Here is an 18,903-nt window from a genome sequence, read left to right on the forward strand (position 1 = left end):
GCTGTCGATGTGAGCTTACCCACACCCTAGCGAGCTTTATGACGGGTGCCACGCATTTTGGTTAGAGTCGCTATTAGCTGCGGGCGGTCATGTTGGCGTGCCTCGAAAACGCAAGGGCTACATGGCGATTGGTGCCTCGGCTACTGCACGGGGGCGCGCAGCAGCGATACCACGGCGTCGCCCAAACGGATCGGGTCGATCGGGTGCGGAACCGCGGCTTCGGCGCGTGACCAGTTCGCCAGCCATCTGTCGTCGGCGCGTCCGGTCAGCACCAGGATGGGCGGGCAGTCGGCAATCTCGTCCTTGAGCTGTTTGGCGATCCCCATGCCGCCGGCCGGTGTCGCTTCCCCATCCAGGATGACCAGATCGAAGCCGCCCTCATCCATCTGCCTGATCACCATCGGCGGCGTGGCGACCTCGAGGTAGGTCAGCTCGGGAAGCTCGGGATGCACTCGCTTGCCCAGCGCCAGCTGTACCTGCTCACGGGTCCGTGGGTTGTCGCTGTAGACAAGGATGCGCAGCTGCTTCGACGGCTGGGTCATGCGCCAGATGCTATCCGTGCCGGAACACGACGTCGCCGGAAATGGTCGCCTTGTCCACGATCATCCCCAGCATGTTGCCGTCGACGCCGAAGTCCTTGCGGTTGACGGCGGCCTGCGTGCTCAGCCGCACCGCGCCGTCGTCGAGCACCGTGACCTTCACCCGCAGCGGCAATGGGGCAGTGGTGGCCTTGACGGTGAGTTGGGCTCGTAGGTCCACGGTGTCGCCGTTGATCGCGTCTGCGCCGGTGACTACGACACTGATGTCGGGAAACTTCGCTGCTTCGAAGAAGTCCGCGGAGCGAAGATGGTTGTCGCGCTTGCGGATCTTGGTGTCCAGCGATGCCGCTTTGATGTCGATGCGCCCGAAAACCGTTTGAGTATCCGTGATTTGGCCGTCGCCGCTGAACTCTGTGAAACGGCCCTTCACCGGTGCCAGGCCCCACATCGACTTGGTCTTGAACTCGATTGTCGAACGCTGCGGATCGACGTTCCAGACGCCGACCGACGCGGGGTTGCCGAGAATTTCTTGCGTCGCTGTCATGTCACCTCTCCAGAAGTGGGGCGATCTCTGCGGGGTCGAAGTATTCGTCGATGCGGCTGATGAGACCGTTGGCCCCCAACTTGATAACGATGCAGACCCGCATCGCGATCGATCCCCCATTGCGGCCGTTGGCGTGCAGGATGTGCTGCTGGACGAATCCGCCGTCGAACAGCTGCCGGTCCAGGATCTCATAGCGGCGGTCTGTCGTCGTGTTGACGAACCAGGTGATGACGCGCATGGCGCGTTCCTTGTCGCGCTCCCGGTCGGCGACCTTCCAGACGACGATGTCGTCGTTCCACATCTCGTGGAGGAGGGCGATATCGCTGTTCTCGATCGCGCCGAACAGCCGATCGGCGACGTCGACGATGGCATCGGCATCAGTGATGGACATCCGTTGTCCTCCCTTGACCTCAAGTTTGGTTGAGGTAGAACACTGCTTCCTATGGATTCAACACCTACCCTCTCCCGGTTTGACGAGGCCTACAAGTCCCGCAGCGCCCCGTGGGTGATCGGCGAACCGCAACCCGCGATCGTCGAGCTACAACGGGCCGGCGGGATACACAGCAAGGTGCTCGACGTCGGCTGCGGGACCGGCGAACACACGATCCTTCTCACCCGTCTGGGTTACGACGTGCTCGGTGTCGACCTGTCGCCGCATGCGATCGAACAAGCGCGGGCGAACGCCGCTGCCAAGGGCGTCGATGCGCGTTTCGAGGTGGCCGACGCGATGAACCTCGGCGACGAGCCCATCTACACCACCGTCGTCGACAGCGCGTTGTTCCACATCTTCGACGACGCCGACCGTCCGAGGTACGTGCGCAGCCTGCATGCCGTAACCCGGCCGGGCGGTCTGTTGCACGTGCTGGCTTTGTCTGACGCCGGCCGCGGCTTCGGGCCGCAGGTCAGCGAGGCGGTCATCCGCGGCGCGTTCGGTGAGGGCTGGGAGCTGGAGGCTCTGGACACCACGACATACCGCGGGGTGGTCGGGGAAGCGCATGCCGAAGCGCTCGGACTGCCGGTCGGCACACGCGTCGACGAGCCCGCCTGGCTGGCCCGAGCCCGCCGGATGTGACGTCACGCCTGGTCGTATCCGGGGTGCGCGATCGCCAGCCGGTGACGGACCAGCGTGCGCAGGGTGGGCAGGACGTCGGCGGCCCGGTCGTCGAGATCGCCGTCGCGGATGGCTGCGGCCAGTTGGTCTTCGTCGGTGAAGCCGAGCGCGGCCAGCGCATCGGTGACCTCGGCGTGGGAGGCCGTCAGTTCGCGCTCGACGATGCGCAACACGTTGGCGGCGACACGGGCGTGGAAGTTGACCTGGGCGTCCGGCGCGGTGGCGGCGCGCGCGTCGTTGTCGAGGAAATCAGCGACGGCGGCGACGAGTTCGGCCGCGGTGGGCCGTCCGTAGATATTCATCGCGGTCCGCCTCCCTCAAGCAGATCCAGCACGTCCCATTCTGTTTCCGCGACGCGCCGACCGATCGCGGCCAGTTCCACCGACGGCGTCTGCCCTGACAGGTGCCGTTCGGCCTGGAACCGGCAGATGACGCCCCAGCGCAGGGTGGCCAGCGTCAACCACCACCGGAACGCGTCGCGGTCGACGGTCGTGCCGGCAGCCGCTTCGTAGGCGGACAGAAAGCTCTCCACGCTGCCGAGGCCGCCGGCGCCGAGGTGTTCGGGGGCGCCGAAACGCCAGGCCCGGATACAGAACCAGGCCAGGTCCTCGTATATCTCTCCGAGGTGCACCAGCTCCCAGTCCAGCACCGCGGCCAATCCCGAATCGTCGACGATCAGGTTGCCCATCCGAAAGTCGCCGTGCACCAATCGCTGCGGCGACGGTTGCGGCCGGTGCCCGTCCAGCCACCGAAACGCCCACTCGAATGTGGCTGTGGTGTCGCCCATTTCGTCGAGACGTTGCCGCCACTCCGCGAGTTGGTCGACATCTGACAGTTCGACGCCGGACGGGTCGGCGCGGTGGATCGCCGCGAGCGCCTGCGCGCACTGCTGCAGCAAGCGATCGCGGCCGGTGTCGTCGAGGCTGCGCTGAATCCGCCGTACGATCGTCTCACCGTCGATCGCCTCGCAGATCAGATACGGATTGCCCAGCGCCGCAGGCGAATTGTCGGCGGCAACAATGCGGGGGACCGGCGCCCCTGCGGCCGCAGCCCGCTGCTGAACGATGGCCTCGAGCTCCATGCCGGCGTGGACCTCGTCGGGTGGGCCGGTGCGCAGGATCAGCGGCCGCCTTTCGTCGGTCACCGCGTCGAAGGCCCACGTGGTGCGGCTCGCGCCGCCCGTCAGCGGGCGCAGATTCTCGACGACGACATCGCCACCGAGCACCTTGGCCAGGGCGGCTGCCAGATCGTCGGTGCTCAATGCTTGCCGAATCCGAACAGCCGCTGCGCCACCCGCCGTATCTGAATCTCCTCGGCGCCTTCGGTGATCCGGTATCGGCGGTGGTGGCGGTAGATGTGTTCGAACGGCTCGTGGCGGCTGTACCCGACGCCGCCGAACACCTGCATGGCGCGGTCGGCGGCCTCGCACACCAGCCGGTTGGCGCGGTAGTTGGCCATCGACACCTTGTCGGAGACCTCCATGTGGTGCTCGTGGTCGAGGTGCCAGGCCGCGTAATAGACCAGCAGCCGCACCATCTGCGCCTCGGTCTGCAGCTCCACCAGCGGCCACTGCACCGCCTGGTTGACCGACAGCGGCTTGCCGAACACGTTGCGCTCGTTGGCGTAGCCGACCGCACGGTCGATGCAGTACTGCGCGGCGCCCAAGCTACTCGCGGCCTGCCGAATCCTGTTCTCGTGCAGGAACGTCTGGCCGACCTCCAGGCCGCGGTCCACCTCGCCGAGCACCGCGTCGGCAGGCACACGGACGTCTTTGAGCTCGACCTCGCCGTGGTCGGTGGGCATGTTGAACGTCCACCAGTAGTACGGCACCGTGAAACCGGTTGTGTCGGTGGGCACCAGAAACGCGGTGATCCCGCGGGCCCGGCCGGGCTCGCCCGACGTGCGGGCGAAGATCAGGTCGTGGGTGGCCCGGTGCACGCCGGTGTTGAAGCGCTTGGCGCCGTTGATGACCCACTCGTCGCCGTCGGGTTCGGCGCGGGTCTCCAGCCACGTCGCATCGGATCCGTGACCCGGCTCCGTCAGCCCGAACGCCATCGAGCGCTCACCGGTGATCAGCGCCTCGCACCACTGGGCCTGCTGCTCGTCGGTGCCGAACCGCTCCATCATGATGACCTGCGGGAAGTTCCCGACGATCGAGGACTCGTCCTGCAGGTCGTTGTGCAGCCCAAGACCCTTGTGCGCCAAGTGCTCCCGGATGACCGCCATATCGAGGTTGGTGCCGTCGCGGCCACCGAACCGCGCAGGCAACCCGTAGCGCAGCCATCCGGCTTTATCGGCGCGCTTGCGCATCTCGCCGAGCAGGTCCTCCCACTCGCGTCGCGGAATGCCACCGTTGTCCCAGTCGGTGCGGGCGTTCTCGCGACGCTGGTCGAAGTACTGCATGTGCTCGCGTTCAAGCGGCTTGATTTCGGCCTCGATGAAGGCGTCCATCTCCTCGAGCAGTCCGGGAAGGTGGTCGGGGAGAGCGAAATCCACGGTGATCTCCTTTGATCAAAAGCCGTACAGCGTCTTTTTCCAGATTCTCGACAGTGTGGCGATGGCATCTGCGTCGCTGATCTCGAGCCCGAGGCCCGACGTGCCGACGAACACGGTGGTGAAGTTCTCGAACAGCAGGGCGATGGCCGCGGCGGTGTGCTGCGGGTCGAGTTCGTCGCCGTAGCCCTGCTCCTGCGCGCGGCGTACCGAGGCCGCGACGATGTCCATGCCGAAGCGCCGAAACTCGTTCTGCACCGCGGCGAATCGCGGTTGGGTGGCGGCGAGTTGCGCCATGGCGATCATGATGCCGATGTTCTGTTTGAAGATGTTCCAGTAGCCGGTCACCACGGCCGTGAAGTACGCGTCGTCATCCGGTGAACTCGGCAACCCGATACTCGACCCCGACGGTGCAACTGTCTCGTGCAGGAACGACTCGGCCAGCGCGGCCAGGAGGTCCTCCTTGTCGGCGAAGTAGCGGTAGAACACAGCGGGCGACTTGCCGGCGGCCGACGTGATATCCGCGAGCGTTGTGCCGTGAAACCCGCGTTCGGCGAACAGCTTCCGCGCCGCCTGCTCGATCGCATGGCGGGTCTGGCGGCCCTTGGGAGTGAGCGTCTCGACGGCCACAGCTCACAGCCCGAGCAGCCGGTCGCCTGCGCGCAGCAATGAGCTCGGAAGGCCGTGACCGACGACGCGTTGCGCCACTTCGGCGGCGGCGATAGCGGCCTGCAGGTCGACGTCCACGTGGATTCCGCTGTCGCGCAACAGGTACACGAGGTCCTCGGTGGCGATGTTGCCGCTGGCGCCCGGCGCGAACGGGCAGCCACCCAGCCCGCCCACCGACGCATCCAGCCGCGTGACACCGGCCATGACTGCGGCGTACGCGCTGGCCAGTCCCGAGCCGCGGGTGTTGTGGAAGTGCGCGCCGAGCGGGGTGTCGCCGATCAGCGGACGAATCTTCGCGATCAAATCGGTGACCCGTCGCGGCGTGGTGGTGCCGATCGTGTCGGCGATCGCGAGCCGGTCGACGTCCGCGGCGGTTGCGGCGGTGACGACGTCGATGACCCGCTGGTGTGGTGTCGGCCCGTCGAACGGGCAGTCCCATGCCGTGGCGACGATGACCTCCACGGACGCGTCGCTGTCGTGGGCGATGGCGACGATCTCCGGGATCTGCGCGGTCGCCTCGGCCGTCGAGCGGCCGACGTTGGCGCGGCTGTGCCCGTCGGCGGCCGATACCACGTATTCGATCGACTGCAGCCCTGCGGCGATGGCGCGTTTCGCGCCGTTGGGGCTGGCGACCAGCGCGGAGAACTCGATACCGGGGAAGTTGTGCAGCTCGGCGGCGAGTTCGGCGGCATCGGCCAGCGCAGGCACCTTCGACGGGGAAACGAAGGCCGTGGCCTCCATCTCCCGCACCCCCGTGGCGGCCACAGCGGCGAGCAATTCGAGCTTGGCGGACAACGGGATTGGGTCCTCGATTTGCAACCCGTCGCGCAGCGACACGTCGCGAATGTCCACATGTGTCGGCAATTCGGTCATAGCACGCCCTCCGCCCGCAGTGCTTCGAGTTCGGCCTCGCTTCGGCCGAGCAGCCCGCGGTAGATCTCGTCGTTGTGCTGTCCCGGTCGCGCCGGGCCCGCGTTGCGGATGCTTCCCGGCGTCTCCGACAGCACGGGCACCACGCCGGGGCCCTTGACGTTGCGCTCGATGCGTTCGTCCCAGTGATCGGCGATCATCCCGCGCGACTGCAACTGCGGATCCTCGACCACTTCGGCGACGGTGTTGATCGGTCCGGAGATGACCCCCGCGGCCGACAGCGTTGCGATGATGTCGGCGGGCTGGCGCTCGGCCGCCCATGCACCGATGATCTTGTCGAGCTCGTCCTGATTGCGGCCGCGGGCAACATGATTGGCGAACCGGTCGTCGGTCGCCAGCTCTGGCTGATCCATCGCCGCGCACAACCGGCGGAACACCGTGTCCTGGTTGGCCGCGATCACCACCCAGCTGCCGTCGGCGCTGCGATAGATGTTGGACGGCGCGATGCGCTCCAGCCGCGTGCCCGACGGCCCGCGCACCACGCCGCCGACGTCGTAGTCGGGGATCGTGGATTCCTGGATGGCCAAACAGGATTCGGTCAGCGCGGCGTCGACAACCTGACCTTCACCGGACACCGTGCGTCGATACAGCGCCGCCAGCGCGCCCTGCGCGGCGAACATTCCGGCCAGGCTGTCACCCAGTGACAGCGCCAGCCGCGGTGGCGGCCCACCGGGAAAGCCGTTCATGTACCGCAGCCCACTGGCCGCCTCGGCAACCGACGCATACCCCGCCTTGTGCGCCTCGGGTCCGGTCTGGCCGTAGCCGGAAACGCGGACCAAGATGATGCCGCGGTTGCGTTCACGCAGCACCTCGTAGCCGAGGTTCCACTTCTCCAGCGTGCCGGGCCGAAAGTTCTCCACGATCACGTCGGAGCGCTCGACCAGGTCGAGGAACAGTGCCCGGCCCGCCTCCTCGCGCAGGTTCAGCGTGATCGCCTTCTTGTTGCGCGCATGCACCGTCCAGAAGAAGTGATGGCCGTCGAGCTCTGCCTGGCCCCACGTCCGCAACGGATCCGGCGCCCCCGGCGGCTCGATCTTGATGACTTCGGCGCCCATATCACCAAGCAGCCGCCCCGCGAAGGGTCCGGAGATCAGCGTGCCGACCTCCAGAACGCGAATGCCGTCGAGTGCACCGGTGGTCATTGCGCGAAACCGTGCCGCGTCAGCCAATCGGTCACGATGCCGACCGCCTCGCGCAACGTCTGACGTTGGTCGGGGCCCGAGTAATAGTGGTTGGCGCCGGGAATCTCGTACATCTCCTTATCAGCATGCCCGATGGCCTCGAACAGCCGGCGAGTGTGGCTGGGCGTGCAGGCGTCGTCGGCCAGGTTGCCGATCACCAGCGCGGGCACCGCGATATCGGGTCCGCACTGGACGGCGTCGCCGTTGGCGTCGTCGTAGCTCCACTGCGACAGCCAGCTGCGCAGCGTGCAAAAGCGGGCGAGCCCGACCGGACTCATGTTCACCACTTGAGGATCGCCCAGGTAGCAGGTTCCTGGGGTGCGTTCGTTCGGATCGACTGTCGGATCCAGCCAGCGGGGGTCGGCCATCGTGCCGTGCACGACGAAGGCGAACTCCTCAACATCGGCGCCAGGGCGTCCGCTTGACTTGAGCTCGGCGAGTTTCTCCTTGACCCACTTCGTGATTCGACGATTGCGCGCGATCTGCGCCTCCCGATAGCGCTGCAGGAACTCGGCCGTGTACGGCGGCTGGTTGGGGTTGTCCGGGTTGTACAAGTCCAGTTCGGGATCGCGCTTGGACGGGTCGGCCTCGTCGAGGATCGAGGCGTCCATCCACTCGGTCATCGTGCCGTGGCGGCTGACGTGGGCGGCCAGCAGCATGATGCCGTCGGCGGGGATCAGGCCCAGCTTGGTCAGGTCGGGGCCGTCGCCTGACGGGCTGGCGGTCACCGTCGGATGCTGTGCCTGCTGCTGGTAGAACGCCGACAGCGAGCCGCCGCCGCTCCAGCCCGCGAGCACGACCTGCTCGTAGCCCAGCCGGTTCTTGGCGTCCTTGATGCACTCGCCGAGGTCCTGGACCACCTTCTCCATCAGCAGCGCCGAATCGGTGCCGCGGAATCGGCTGTTGCAGTAGATGACGTGATGGCCCGCGCGGGCCAGCGCGTTGATCATCGGCAGGTATGCGCCGCCGCCGATCGGATGCATGAATACCAGCACGGTGTCTGATGTCTTGGCCTTCGGCTTGAGCAGGTAGCTCTCCAGCACGACCAATTCGGCCACCCCGCCATAGACATCGCGGGCGCTCGAATCATTCTGGTAGGCAACCAGATATGGGATTCGGTCGTATTCGTACTTGATGGCCGTGGTCATCAGTGCTGGCCCAGGTCATTGGCCAAGACTTCGGCCGACGGGGTCAATCGCTTGCGCGTGTCGACGGCGATCACCTGCCAGTCGACGCGGGAATAGTCGTCGAACTTCCGCCGCGCCCGTTCACGCGCCTTCTCCGGCGCGCCATGGTGAACACCTTGCGGCGCATGGGATATCAGGCCTGGCGGCATGTTGATGCCGTAGAGCGAGCCGCCGTGGAAGAACGCGATCTCGTCGTAGTCGACGTTGCGGTGGTACCACGGTGTGCGTTCGGTGCCGGGCACGCTTTCGGCGGGCTTGGGCAGGAAGTTCATCACGTAGACGCCGGTGGCCTGCATGAACAGGTGCACGGTCGGGGGCAGGTGCACGCTGTCGGAGGTCACCACGTTGTAGTCGGCGATGTTGAACGTGAACGCGAAGTTGTCGCCGCGCCAACCTTCCACGTCGATCGGATTGTGTTGGTAGTAAAGCGATGTCGGGCCGCCCTCATGGACGAGCCGGACCTCGTACTCGTCGCGGCCGTCGTCGTCGATCGGGGCCGGCTCCGGGATCGTCGCCTGCGAAGGGTCGAACGGGAAGTGGCGGCCGAGTGCGCCGGGCGGCGGCACCCGGAACTCGTCGGTGGCCTCGACCATTAGCAGCGTCGACTCCTTATCCGGGACTTGCCGCCACGTGCAGGCCTTCGGCAGATAGACCCAGTCGCCGGCGCGGTATCGCAGCGGGCCGAATTCCGTTTCGAGTAGGCCCATTCCGTCGTGCACGAAGCAGAGCAGGTCGCCGTCGACGTGGCGTGTGTAGTACGGCATCTCCTCGCGACGCCGACTCAGGTAGACGCGGCAGTCGGCGTTGTGGAACATCAGCAGCGGCGCGCCGGCGGCGTCGGTCGCATCGCTGGGTTTCAGCTCGCTGGACAACACGTCGATCGGGCGCAGAGGACCAGAGGTGCGGAAGGAGGTGGGGTCGTGGCGGCGATACATGTTCGCCGTCCGTCCGGTGAATCCGCCGCGGCTGAGTTCGTCGTCCTTGAGGCCGTCCAAATCAGCGTGCAGACGCTTGGGAGTGCGGCCTTTTCGCAGGTGGACGAACGATTCCATAGCGGCTCCATCGACGGCAATGGCGAAACAGAAGTAAAAGTGAGGTTAGTTTTACTTCTAGGGCGACGTCAATCCGTGAGGTCGACCCGAATCGTGAGCAGGTTCGTGCCGAACGTGCGCACGCCGAAGCTGTTGAACTGCGGCAGTGAACGAAGCCGCTCGTGCGGGTCGTCGTCGGGGACCAGATGGGCGACGCCGTTATGCCAGCGTCCGCGCAGGCGGACGCGGACGTTCGGGTTCGCCTTGATGTTCCTCACATACTGCGACTTGTCGCCGAACTCGGACACGAACCAGAACTGGTCGCCGACGCGGCTGCCGCCCAGCGGAGTGCGCTTGGGTTCACCGGACTTGCGGCCCGTCGTCTCCAGCAGTGTCTGGGTGGGCAGCCGGCGCATCAGCGGGTTTGCGAAATATCGTTGAATGGTATTGGTAATGCGGTCGCGCAGGTCGTCGGCCATCTTGGGCTCCTCTCACACCATTGCGGTCCGTGACACCTTCATCCCCAGTGTGAGCGCTGCGGCGAGTTCACGGGTGGTGTCGTAGTCGAACACCACGTGACCACTTGTCACGTCGACGACGCGCTTGATCCGCTGCGACGCTGCCGTACTTTTTAGTACGGAATGCTGAGGCGTCAGCGGTTCAGCATGATGTCCAGGAACCGCTCGCGGCGTTCCACCGCGTCCGCGTTCGGTTGTCGTCCTGCCAGGTGTAAGAGCCCGATGCCCGCCGCGAAGGTGGCGTTGGCGCGCAGGTCGGCGTCGTCGGCGTCGAATCCGTCGTCCAGAAACGCCTGCCGCACGGCGCTCAGTACCCGCTGATCGGCCGCCCGCACGCTGGCGGCCGCCGCGTCATCGGTGCGGGCCCACTCCCGCATCGCCCGTTCCAGGGTCCAGTGACTGGGGCTGACCAGCGACGTCATCATCTGCGAGAGACGTTCGCGCGGTGGCAGGCTGGCAAGCTCGCCGAAATGGCGGCGGTCATCGTCGCGCAATTCGCCCCAGGCCTGCACGAGCGCGGAGCGGTATCCCGCGATGTCGGTGAAGTGCCAGTAGAAACTGCCCTTGGTCACTCCCAGACGGCGGCACAGCCGGTCGATCTTGAGCGCCTTGATGCCCTCTTCGGCGAGGATCGCGAAGCCGGCCTGAATCCAGTCATCGACCGACAACCTGCTAGTTGTGGTGGCCCGGGCCCTCGCCATGAGCGGCAGCCTACGGCTAGTAAGCCTCAATAACTAACGCTGACGTAAAGGTCTTCGTCACATTACGAATGTGACAGCTCAGGCCGGTCGGGGTTCCTCCGGTACTGGTCACATGTTTTACTGCACACGCACACAACTGAAATTTTCTCGGTCTGCTCTTCCGCCGTACCGGGCTCAGTAGAGCGGGCGCGACAGCGCAGTGAAGCCAGTGCTGCGGTGCCGAATGGCGATCTCAAGATCGTCGGGGGAAGCGAGTTACACGGTAACCGGAAGATGGATGGAATTGCTCTTATGAGGTTCGTTGACAAGATTCGTGGCCATTGGGCGCGCCGGTTCGCGGTGGCAGCCATTGCGGCGGCCCTGCTACCGGGCGTGGTCGGTCTAGTCGGAGGGTCCGCCACCGCTGGCGCCTTCTCGCGGCCAGGCCTACCGGTCGAGTACCTGATGGTGCCGTCACCGTCGATGGGCCGAGACATCAAGGTCCAGTTCCAGAAGGGCACCGGCTCCCACGCGGTGTACCTGCTCGACGGACTGCGCGCCCAGGACGACTACAACGGCTGGGACATCAACACCCAGGCGTTCGAGTGGTTCCTGGACACCCCGCTGTCGATCATCATGCCGGTGGGCGGGCAGTCCAGCTTCTATTCCGACTGGTATTCGCCCGCGTGCGGCAAGAGCGGCTGCCAGACCTACAAATGGGAGACCTTCCTGACCAGCGAGCTGCCGCAGTGGCTGGCGTCCAACAGAGGCGTGTCCACCCAGGGCAACGCCGCGGTCGGGCTCTCGATGGCGGGCAACTCCGCGATGATCCTGGCCGTCTATCACCCCGACCAGTACATCTATGCCGGATCGCTGTCTGCGTTCCTGAACCCGTCTGAAGGCCAATGGCCGTTCCTGATCAACATGGCGATGGGCGACGCAGGCGGGTACAAGGCGAACGACATGTGGGGCCCGACCGAGGACCCGAACAGCGCCTGGAAGCGCAACGACCCGATGATCCAGATCCCGGCGTTGGTGGCGAACAACACCCGCCTGTGGGTGTACTGCGGCAACGGCACACCCAACGAGCTGGGTGGCGGCGACCTTCCCGCCACGTTCCTCGAGGGCCTGACGATCCGGACCAACGAGACGTTCCGCGACAATTACATCGCCGCTGGCGGCCACAACGCCGTGTTCAACTTCCCGGCCAACGGCACCCACAACTGGGCCTACTGGGGTCAGCAGCTTCAGCAGATGAAGCCTGATCTGATCTCGTACCTCGGCTAATCCGCCGAGCAGACGCAAAGGTCCCCGACACGCCGAGTGTTCGGGGACTTTTGCGTCTGGTGGAATAGCGGATATGGGCTCAGTCAATGCGTTGGTCGCACACCAGGACGCGGAAGGTTCGATAACGCTCGCACACGAGGTTGTCGACGAGACATTTCTGCCCGAGGGCGACGTGCAGATCGCCGTCGAGTACTCCGGCATCAACTACAAGGATGCATTGGCCGTCACCCCCAAGGGCGGTGTGGCGCGGTCGTATCCGTTGATCCCCGGCATCGACGTCGCGGGCACCGTGATCGCCAGCGACGCGGCCGACTTCGCGATCGGAGACCGGGTCGTCGCGCACGGATACGACATCGGCACCGGCCGCCACGGGGGCTATGCCGACACCGCCCGCTATCCGGCGGACTATCTGGTCAAGCTCGACGAGTTGACGACTGCTGAGGCCGCCGCGATCGGCACGGCCGGTTTCACAGCGGCCATGAGTGTCAACGCAATTCGTGCGCACGGCGTCAAGCCGGCCGACGGGCCCGTCCTCGTCACCGGCGCAACCGGCGGAGTCGGCAGCGTCAGTGTGGACTTGTTGGCCGGCCTGGGGTACGAGGTCGTCGCGTCGACCGGCAAGTCCGAGGCACACGATTGGCTGATGAAGCTCGGCGCGTACCGGGCGATCGGTCGAGTGCCCGAAGAGGGGGAGAAGGTACGCCCGCTGGGCAAGTCCGCGTGGGCTGCGGTCGTCGACTGCGTCGGCGGGACTCCACTGGCTTACGCGTTGAGCACATTGAATTATGGTGGGGTAGCGGCCATTTCGGGGCTTGCGGGATCGGCCGATCTGCCGACGACGGTAATGCCCTTCATCCTGCGCGGTGTCACGCTCGCGGGCATCGACTCGGTCCTGTTGCCCATCGGGGATCGCCGTGACGTGTGGAGTCAGCTCGCAGGGGAGCTGAAGCCGCGCCACCTCGACGACATCACCCATGACATCTCGGTGCTGGAAGTGCCGGATGCACTGCACACGATCAAAGGCGGCGGTGTCACCGGCCGCACCCGCGTTGTGGTGCGCGACGGCTTCTAAGCGCGAGCAGACGCAAAATGTCCCAAAACGTCGGCGTGTCGGGGGCTTTTGCGTCTGCTCGCCCAGGCCTACTTCAGCTCGGACGATGACAGGCCCAGCAGCCGGCGGGCGACCACCAGCTGCTGGATCTGTTGCGTGCCCTCGAAGATGTCGAGGATCTTGGAATCGCGTGCCCACTTCTCGAGCAGAGTCTGCTCGGAATACCCGACAGTGCCCGCCAATTCGACGGCCTTGAGCGTGATGTCGCTGGCCACCCGGCCTGCCTTGGCCTTGCCCATCGACGCTTCCTTTGAGTTGGGAATGTCATTGTCGGCCTGCCACGCCGAGCGCACCATCAACAGATACGCGGCCTCCCAGTCGGCCTCCATCCGCAAGAACTCCGCTGCGGGAGCGCTCTGCGCGTGGGCGGGCTTGTCGTAGGAGATCTCCACACCCGCGGCGGTGAGGGTCTTGCGCAGCTCCTCCAGCGCGGCGCGGGCGATGCCGACGGCCATCGCCGCGACGACCGGGCGAGTGTTGTCGAACGTCTCCATGACCCCGGCAAAACCCTTGTCCACGTGGATTTCCGGGCTGCCGAGCAGATTGTCTTTGGGGATGCGGACGTTGTCGAACCGGATCACCGCCGTGTCGGAGGCCTTGATGCCCAGCTTGTCTTCGAGGCGCTCGACGGTCACACCGGGATACTCTCGCGGCACGACGAACGACTTGATGGCTGCGCGGCCCAACGACTTGTCGAGCGTCGCCCACACCACGATGTGCGTGGCGCGCGATCCCGCGGTGACGAAGATCTTCTCGCCGTTGATCACATACTCGTCGCCGTCCAGCTTGGCCGTCGTCGACACCGCCGCAGAGTCGGAGCCGAAGCCCGGCTCGGTGATCGCCATCGCCGCCCAGACTCCGGAGCCGAGCTGCTTCAGCTGCTCGTCGGTCGCGACGCCGGAAATGGCGGCGTTCCCGAGGCCCTGACGCGGCACGGAAAGCATCAATGCGACGTCGCCCCAACTGATCTCCATCACATTGAGCACCGCCGACATGTTGCCGCCGTTGTGGTTGGCGTCTTTGGGTTCGTCACCGTCACGGAAGGCTTCGGCGCCTGCGAACGAGATGGTCTTGGCCGCCGAGATCCCTTCGAAGAGTGTGGCCAACGTCTCGAGCTCGACCGGATAGTCGTGCTCGCGCAGGTCGTACTTGCGCGAGATCGGCCGCAGCATCTCGGCGGCGCCCTGGTGCGCCTTCTCGATCACCGCTTGCAGTTTGCGGGGAAGTTCCAGATTGATTGCCATTGTTCGTCTTCCGATCTTCAGTTAGATGACGACGACACCCTCGGCGACGCCGATGGCCCGAAGGTCGCGGTACCAGCGTTCGACCGGGTGTTCCTTGGTGTAGCCGTGGCCGCCCAGCAGCTGTACGCCGTCCAGACCGATCTGCATGCCCTTGTCGGTACCCAGCCGCTTGGCCAGCGCGGCCTCGCGGGCGAATGGCAGGCCCTGGTCTGCGCGTGCCGCGCCACGCCATGTGATCAGCCGCAGCCCGTCGAATTCGATGGCGATGTTGGCGCACATGAACGCCACCGCCTGGCGGTGGGCGATCGGCTCGCCGAACGCGTGGCGCTCCTTGACGTAGGGCACCACGTAGTCGAGCACGGCGTGGGCGGTGCCGACGGCCAGCGCCGCCCAGCCGAGCCGGGACAGCGCCACGGCCTCCGAATAGTCCGCATCGGAGGCGCCGTCCTCGCCGAGCCGTGCGGTCAAAGGCAGGGTCACGCGGTCGAGTTCGACCTGGCCGAGCGCCGCGGCGCGAATACCCATGCTCGGGTCCGGCGTGACGGTCAGGCCCTTGGCCGAGGATTCGACGATGAACAACGCCGGCTTACCGTTGAGTTGTGCTGCCACGATGAATAATTCAGCGTTTGTGGCGGCGGGCACCAACGACTTGACGCCGTCGAGTCGGTAGCCGCTGGGTGTGCGCACGGCTGTCGTCTTCAGTGCGGTCGGGTCGAACAGTGGATGCGGTTCGGCGATCGCCACACACGCCTGCGGCACGTTCTCCCCGGCGAACTCCTTGAGATAGGTGGCCTGCTGGCCGGCGCTGCCCCAGTGCGTCAGCGCCGATGCGACGCCTGCGGGTGCAAGTATCGGCAGCGCCAGGCCCATGTCGCCGTAGGCCAGGGCTTCTGCCACAAGCACATTCGTCACTGCGGCCCGACGGTCGGCGATGCCTTCGAAATCCTCGGGCACATTGATGGCCGTGATGCCGAGTTCGGATGCCTTCGAGACAAGCTCTTTTGGATAGGCGGCAGCCGCATCGGCGTCGTGGGCGGCGGGCCGCATGACCTCTTCGGCGAATTCGCCGACCGTCTCGACGATCATCTTCTGCTCGTCGTCGGGAGTCAGGTCGAAGTAGTCGGCCCCACTGCGCTTCAGGCGGGTCGGCCCGGTCTTGGAACCAGACACCTTCTTGAACTGTCGGGTCGTGGCGCCCGCAACGCTGAAGACTTGCTTCACGCCGTAGCGCAGCCCGCGATTGAGCGGGTCGCGAAGGTTGTGCTTGTCCAGGAACTCCTGGCCGACGAGTGGTGTCAACAGCGCCAGGCCGATGTCGGTCGGGGTTCGCTTGTGCCTTTGCAACCCGACGGCGCTCTCGGCGCGATTGGGTCGCGGTTTGGATCCGTTCTTGGACGGCAGGGTGTTGGTCATCTCGGCTGCCTCGCTTGGTGGTGGGAAGTCCGCGCGTACCGAACTGACTCCAGAGTAAGGTATCGGAACTGACTCTTGAGTAAGGTCGTTGCGTTTGTAAGGCAGTTCACATCCGGGTCCTGGTCGTAGGTCGATTAGCTGGCGGCAACTCGATGCCGCGTCGATTTTGGTCGCACCCGATGTGCGGCAGGCAAATTCCATCATGACGGATCCGGCAATCGGTGTTTGCAGACCCCATCCGTGGCCTAATCTGCCGGAATGGATCTTCCGCGAGGTTCGAGGCAGGTTTCGCGGATGATGCGTGCTCACGCGAACTGGCTGGTGCACGCACGGTTGGAGGACTACCTCGTCGCGGCGGGTGCTGTCACGTCCTCACTGCCCCTGATCGGCCGGTATCTCGAACCTGTCGGTGGGATGGCCGCCCTGAGCGTGTGGGGCGCCCGCTATCTGCCGGACTTCATGTCGTCGGCGAAACACCGCCTAGGCCCGGGCGCAGCCAGCACACGCGCCGAAGCGCCCGGATTGGCCAGCCTGATGGCGGCCGGCCTGTGCGACATCGTGGCCGCCGAGGCGTTGGCCGAACCCTGGTCAATCTCCGATGCAGGTACGCCATGGCGCAATGCCGGCCGACTCCGGCGGTCCGTGTTCCGCGCGTCCGTCCCATACGGCGACGAACCGGGTCAGTTGCTCGACGTCTGGCGGCGCGAAGACCTCGTGGGGCCGGCCCCAGTGCTGGTGTTCCTGCCCGGCGGCGCGTGGGTTTTCGGCAGCCGGGCGCTGCAAGGCCACGAGTTGATGGCATATCTCGCGGAGTTGGGTTGGGTGTGCTTGTCGGTGCAGTACCGAACAAGCCCCCGTTACCGCTGGCCGCGCCAGATCATCGATGTGAAGGCGGCCATCGCATGGGCGCGCGCGAACGCGGACCAGTACGGCGGTAACCGCAACTTCGTCGCCGTTGCCGGGTGCTCGGCCGGCGGACACATGGCCAGCCTCGCGGGCCTCACCCCAGGCGAAGAGCAATGGCAGTCCGAGCTCGAGCCGTCGGCGGACACCTCGGTCGACGCGGTCGTGAGCATATACGGCCGCTATGACTGGGAGGGCCGCTCGACACCCGAACGGGAACGGTTCATGGACTTCCTCGAACGAGTGGTGGTCAAACGTCGCCAATCCCGTAAACCCGCACTGTTCCGCGACGCGTCGCCGGTAGCCCGTGTGCACGCGGAAGCGCCGCCGTTCCTGGTCATACACGGCGCGCGTGATGTGATCATCCCGGTCGGTGAAGCACGCCAATTCGTCGAGCGGCTGCGCGACACGTCGAACAAGCCGGTCGGCTACGTTGAGTTGCCCGGTGCCGGGCATGGTTTCGATCTCACCGACGGGATCCTGACCAGCGCAGCGGTCCGCGCAATCGGACTGTTCCTCAACCACATTCATCAGACCGGCCCGCACGCGCCAGTAGACGCGGCCGGATAGCAATGGATAGCAACGGGCTGAAACGCTAGTCGGCTGCTGCCAGCAGGTCGTCGAACGCAGCCTGCATACAGTCGGCATAGTTCGCGGGGTCGGGCAGAGCATCGCGGTCGGCGGTGACCCCCATGGACACGGTTCCGTTGTAGCTCGCGATGACATGGAAGAGGTTCATCCCCGCGATCAACGGACCCAGGCCGGTGACTCGAACGAGGCGTGCGCCTGCGAAGTAGATGGGCACCGTCGGGCCCGGCACGTTGCTCACCGTGGTGTTGGCGATGGTGGGCCCCGAAAACGGCATCGCCGACGCCGCTTTCACCGTGAGGCCGAGCAGCGTGGTGGGAACCAGTCCCACGAGTTCCATGAGGCGGGTTCTGCTCGACGAATCCGAGTTCTCTCGAAAGTCGGCAGACTCGGCGACGATCGATGTGAGCCGTTCGTGTGGGTCCGCCGAATTCGTTTCCAGCGACTGCAACCTGCCGAACAACCGGTTGCCGCCACTGCCTTGGTCACTGGCGTCTCGGATCGACGCGGGACAGGCGGCCACGAGTGATTCGTCGGGCAACTCACCGTGGCCTTCGAGGTATCGACGCAAAGCCCCACCGACGTATGCCACCGCCACGTCGTTGATCGTCGCCTTCGGCACGCTCGCCTTGATCCGCTGAAAGTCGGCGAGGTCGTGGAAGCGGGCTTCGAAAACTCGATGCGGAGAGGCCGAAGCATTGAACCGTGTCGTCGGAGCGAAGATCGAACCTGAGCCTCCCCCCAACGTGGAGGCGATACCCCCGGCCAATTTGCCCGGCAGCCCTGCTAATTGGCCGACTGCCCTCAGCGCGCTGGGAATCACCACGCTGCTTGCGCGAATCGGATAGAGCGCACCATTGATCGCAGTTCGCGACACCAGATTCACCGTCGACGGCAATGCACTTGGCTCCCAAGGCGTTTCGGGCGGGTTGGGGCGAGGACCGTCGGGCGCGAGGTCGTGCATTGCGGCCATCAGCTCGACGCTTTCCATCCCGTCGACCACGGAATGGTGCAACTTGAGGCCGATGGCGAATGCTCCCCGCGGAACCCCCGGCACCGAATTCAGTCCCTCGATGATCGTCATCTCCCACGGCGGACGGCGCAGGTCGATCTGACGAGCATGGATGCGCGCGATCTGGATGCACAGTTGACGCCAGTCTCCCGGCTGCGGCAACGCGATGTGACGGACGTGGTATTCAAGATCGAAATCGGGGTCGTCCACCCAATACGGCATATGCAAACCGCCGGGCAGATCCGTCAGCCGCCGCCGGAAGGTCGGCGCGAGATGCAAACGGGCGCCGATCTCTTCGAGGATGCCCTTGTAGGTGACCTTTCCACCGGGAGCAGTTGACGGGTCGTAGATCAGCAGCATCTGAATCTGCATCGGCGTTTCCGGCCGCTCGGCGCGCAGCATCATGTCGTCTGTCCAACTCAGCTGCTGCACGCACACCCCATTCGCCGCCACCCCTACTGT

At 65.6% G+C, this 18,903-nt stretch carries 20 protein-coding genes and 1 pseudogene; 4 read left to right on the forward strand and 17 right to left on the reverse strand.

Annotated elements, in window-relative coordinates; genetic code table 11:
* Nucleotides 1-140: 140 nt before the first annotated feature.
* From ACWW36_RS17025 to ACWW36_RS17035, 3 genes are read right to left on the reverse strand one after another with little or no spacing between them, the layout of a single operon-like run.
* Nucleotides 141-542, reverse strand: a complete 402-nt coding sequence (locus tag ACWW36_RS17025; RefSeq protein ID WP_456137172.1) for an Rv3143 family two-component system response regulator — start codon at nt 540-542, stop codon at nt 141-143.
* A gap of 10 nt (nt 543-552) precedes the next feature.
* Complete coding sequence (locus ACWW36_RS17030; RefSeq protein WP_456137173.1) at nt 553-1,083, reverse strand: YceI family protein; 531 nt, start codon at nt 1,081-1,083, stop codon at nt 553-555.
* A gap of 1 nt (nt 1,084) precedes the next feature.
* Nucleotides 1,085-1,474 (reverse strand): nuclear transport factor 2 family protein, encoded by a 390-nt coding sequence (locus ACWW36_RS17035; RefSeq protein ID WP_456137174.1) that lies wholly within the window; start codon nt 1,472-1,474, stop codon nt 1,085-1,087.
* A gap of 51 nt (nt 1,475-1,525) precedes the next feature.
* Between ACWW36_RS17035 and ACWW36_RS17040 the strand changes: the two genes are divergently transcribed.
* Complete coding sequence (locus tag ACWW36_RS17040; RefSeq protein ID WP_456137175.1) at nt 1,526-2,155, forward strand: class I SAM-dependent methyltransferase; 630 nt, start codon at nt 1,526-1,528, stop codon at nt 2,153-2,155.
* A 2-nt stretch (nt 2,156-2,157) separates the two neighbouring features.
* Here the strand turns inward: ACWW36_RS17040 and ACWW36_RS17045 are convergent, their stop codons facing one another.
* The 11 genes and pseudogenes from ACWW36_RS17045 to ACWW36_RS17095 form a co-directional block, all read right to left on the reverse strand.
* Entirely contained in the window at nt 2,158-2,496 is a 339-nt protein-coding gene (locus ACWW36_RS17045) for a DUF6285 domain-containing protein (protein WP_456137176.1), read from the reverse strand.
* Nucleotides 2,493-3,455: a phosphotransferase family protein gene (locus tag ACWW36_RS17050; protein ID WP_456137177.1), complete on the reverse strand. Its 963-nt coding sequence runs from the start codon at nt 3,453-3,455 to the stop codon at nt 2,493-2,495. Before ACWW36_RS17050 ends, ACWW36_RS17045 begins: the two co-directional genes overlap by 4 nt.
* Nucleotides 3,452-4,690: an acyl-CoA dehydrogenase family protein gene (locus ACWW36_RS17055; protein ID WP_456137178.1), complete on the reverse strand. Its 1,239-nt coding sequence runs from the start codon at nt 4,688-4,690 to the stop codon at nt 3,452-3,454. The genes ACWW36_RS17050 and ACWW36_RS17055 overlap by 4 nt, the downstream gene beginning before the upstream one ends.
* 15 nt (nt 4,691-4,705) lie before the next feature.
* Nucleotides 4,706-5,317 (reverse strand): TetR/AcrR family transcriptional regulator, encoded by a 612-nt coding sequence (locus ACWW36_RS17060; protein WP_456137179.1) that lies wholly within the window; start codon nt 5,315-5,317, stop codon nt 4,706-4,708.
* A 3-nt stretch (nt 5,318-5,320) separates the two neighbouring features.
* Entirely contained in the window at nt 5,321-6,229 is a 909-nt protein-coding gene (locus ACWW36_RS17065) for a hydroxymethylglutaryl-CoA lyase (RefSeq protein WP_456137180.1), read from the reverse strand.
* The gene (locus ACWW36_RS17070; protein ID WP_456137181.1) at nt 6,226-7,428 is read right to left on the reverse strand and encodes a CaiB/BaiF CoA transferase family protein; all 1,203 of its coding nucleotides are present in this window, start codon (nt 7,426-7,428) and stop codon (nt 6,226-6,228) included. The genes ACWW36_RS17065 and ACWW36_RS17070 overlap by 4 nt, the downstream gene beginning before the upstream one ends.
* Nucleotides 7,425-8,615: an alpha/beta hydrolase family protein gene (locus tag ACWW36_RS17075; protein ID WP_456137182.1), complete on the reverse strand. Its 1,191-nt coding sequence runs from the start codon at nt 8,613-8,615 to the stop codon at nt 7,425-7,427. Before ACWW36_RS17075 ends, ACWW36_RS17070 begins: the two co-directional genes overlap by 4 nt.
* Nucleotides 8,615-9,706: a homogentisate 1,2-dioxygenase gene (locus ACWW36_RS17080; RefSeq protein ID WP_456137183.1), complete on the reverse strand. Its 1,092-nt coding sequence runs from the start codon at nt 9,704-9,706 to the stop codon at nt 8,615-8,617. Before ACWW36_RS17080 ends, ACWW36_RS17075 begins: the two co-directional genes overlap by 1 nt.
* 68 nt (nt 9,707-9,774) lie before the next feature.
* Complete coding sequence (locus ACWW36_RS17085; protein WP_456137184.1) at nt 9,775-10,164, reverse strand: nitroreductase/quinone reductase family protein; 390 nt, start codon at nt 10,162-10,164, stop codon at nt 9,775-9,777.
* A 12-nt stretch (nt 10,165-10,176) separates the two neighbouring features.
* Nucleotides 10,177-10,299 (reverse strand): annotated as a pseudogene (locus ACWW36_RS17090) (acyl-CoA dehydrogenase); the annotation flags it as partial.
* Nucleotides 10,300-10,337: 38 nt separating this feature from the next.
* A complete protein-coding gene (locus ACWW36_RS17095; protein ID WP_456137185.1) occupies nt 10,338-10,904 on the reverse strand; it encodes a TetR/AcrR family transcriptional regulator in 567 nt (188 codons plus the stop codon).
* A gap of 291 nt (nt 10,905-11,195) precedes the next feature.
* Between ACWW36_RS17095 and ACWW36_RS17100 the strand changes: the two genes are divergently transcribed.
* Entirely contained in the window at nt 11,196-12,170 is a 975-nt protein-coding gene (locus ACWW36_RS17100; protein WP_456137186.1) for an esterase family protein, read from the forward strand.
* Between the two features lie 73 nt (nt 12,171-12,243).
* Nucleotides 12,244-13,242: an acrylyl-CoA reductase family protein gene (locus ACWW36_RS17105; protein ID WP_456137187.1), complete on the forward strand. Its 999-nt coding sequence runs from the start codon at nt 12,244-12,246 to the stop codon at nt 13,240-13,242.
* Nucleotides 13,243-13,310: 68 nt separating this feature from the next.
* Here the strand turns inward: ACWW36_RS17105 and ACWW36_RS17110 are convergent, their stop codons facing one another.
* Both ACWW36_RS17110 and ACWW36_RS17115 read right to left on the reverse strand, forming a co-directional pair.
* Nucleotides 13,311-14,525 carry an acyl-CoA dehydrogenase family protein gene (locus ACWW36_RS17110; protein ID WP_456137188.1) on the reverse strand — a complete coding sequence of 405 codons (1,215 nt, stop codon included), beginning with the start codon at nt 14,523-14,525 and terminating at the stop codon, nt 13,311-13,313.
* A 21-nt stretch (nt 14,526-14,546) separates the two neighbouring features.
* Nucleotides 14,547-15,938 (reverse strand): acyl-CoA dehydrogenase family protein, encoded by a 1,392-nt coding sequence (locus ACWW36_RS17115; protein ID WP_456137189.1) that lies wholly within the window; start codon nt 15,936-15,938, stop codon nt 14,547-14,549.
* A gap of 258 nt (nt 15,939-16,196) precedes the next feature.
* Here ACWW36_RS17115 and ACWW36_RS17120 point away from each other — a divergent pair, with 258 nt between their 5' ends.
* Nucleotides 16,197-17,411, forward strand: coding sequence for an alpha/beta hydrolase (locus tag ACWW36_RS17120; protein ID WP_456137190.1), 1,215 nt, complete (start codon nt 16,197-16,199; stop codon nt 17,409-17,411).
* A 25-nt stretch (nt 17,412-17,436) separates the two neighbouring features.
* Here the strand turns inward: ACWW36_RS17120 and ACWW36_RS17125 are convergent, their stop codons facing one another.
* Nucleotides 17,437-18,873, reverse strand: coding sequence for a wax ester/triacylglycerol synthase family O-acyltransferase (locus tag ACWW36_RS17125; protein WP_456137191.1), 1,437 nt, complete (start codon nt 18,871-18,873; stop codon nt 17,437-17,439).
* Between the last annotated feature and the right edge of the window lie 30 nt (nt 18,874-18,903).

The organism is Mycobacterium sp. MMS18-G62, from assembly GCF_053877835.1.

What these genes read in the sequence shown, in the direction of transcription:
- ACWW36_RS17025 (WP_456137172.1), bottom strand. Translation starts at nt 542, where the DNA reads ATGACCCAGCCGTCGAAGCAGCTGCGCATCCTTGTCTACAGCGACAAC.
- ACWW36_RS17030 (WP_456137173.1), bottom strand. Translation starts at nt 1,083, where the DNA reads ATGACAGCGACGCAAGAAATTCTCGGCAACCCCGCGTCGGTCGGCGTC.
- ACWW36_RS17035 (WP_456137174.1), bottom strand. Translation starts at nt 1,474, where the DNA reads ATGTCCATCACTGATGCCGATGCCATCGTCGACGTCGCCGATCGGCTG.
- ACWW36_RS17040 (WP_456137175.1), top strand. Translation starts at nt 1,526, where the DNA reads ATGGATTCAACACCTACCCTCTCCCGGTTTGACGAGGCCTACAAGTCC.
- ACWW36_RS17045 (WP_456137176.1), bottom strand. Translation starts at nt 2,496, where the DNA reads ATGAATATCTACGGACGGCCCACCGCGGCCGAACTCGTCGCCGCCGTC.
- ACWW36_RS17065 (WP_456137180.1), bottom strand. Translation starts at nt 6,229, where the DNA reads ATGACCGAATTGCCGACACATGTGGACATTCGCGACGTGTCGCTGCGC.
- ACWW36_RS17070 (WP_456137181.1), bottom strand. Translation starts at nt 7,428, where the DNA reads ATGACCACCGGTGCACTCGACGGCATTCGCGTTCTGGAGGTCGGCACG.
- ACWW36_RS17075 (WP_456137182.1), bottom strand. Translation starts at nt 8,615, where the DNA reads ATGACCACGGCCATCAAGTACGAATACGACCGAATCCCATATCTGGTT.
- ACWW36_RS17080 (WP_456137183.1), bottom strand. Translation starts at nt 9,706, where the DNA reads ATGGAATCGTTCGTCCACCTGCGAAAAGGCCGCACTCCCAAGCGTCTG.
- ACWW36_RS17085 (WP_456137184.1), bottom strand. Translation starts at nt 10,164, where the DNA reads ATGGCCGACGACCTGCGCGACCGCATTACCAATACCATTCAACGATAT.
- ACWW36_RS17095 (WP_456137185.1), bottom strand. Translation starts at nt 10,904, where the DNA reads ATGGCGAGGGCCCGGGCCACCACAACTAGCAGGTTGTCGGTCGATGAC.
- ACWW36_RS17100 (WP_456137186.1), top strand. Translation starts at nt 11,196, where the DNA reads ATGAGGTTCGTTGACAAGATTCGTGGCCATTGGGCGCGCCGGTTCGCG.
- ACWW36_RS17105 (WP_456137187.1), top strand. Translation starts at nt 12,244, where the DNA reads ATGGGCTCAGTCAATGCGTTGGTCGCACACCAGGACGCGGAAGGTTCG.
- ACWW36_RS17110 (WP_456137188.1), bottom strand. Translation starts at nt 14,525, where the DNA reads ATGGCAATCAATCTGGAACTTCCCCGCAAACTGCAAGCGGTGATCGAG.
- ACWW36_RS17115 (WP_456137189.1), bottom strand. Translation starts at nt 15,938, where the DNA reads ATGACCAACACCCTGCCGTCCAAGAACGGATCCAAACCGCGACCCAAT.
- ACWW36_RS17120 (WP_456137190.1), top strand. Translation starts at nt 16,197, where the DNA reads ATGGATCTTCCGCGAGGTTCGAGGCAGGTTTCGCGGATGATGCGTGCT.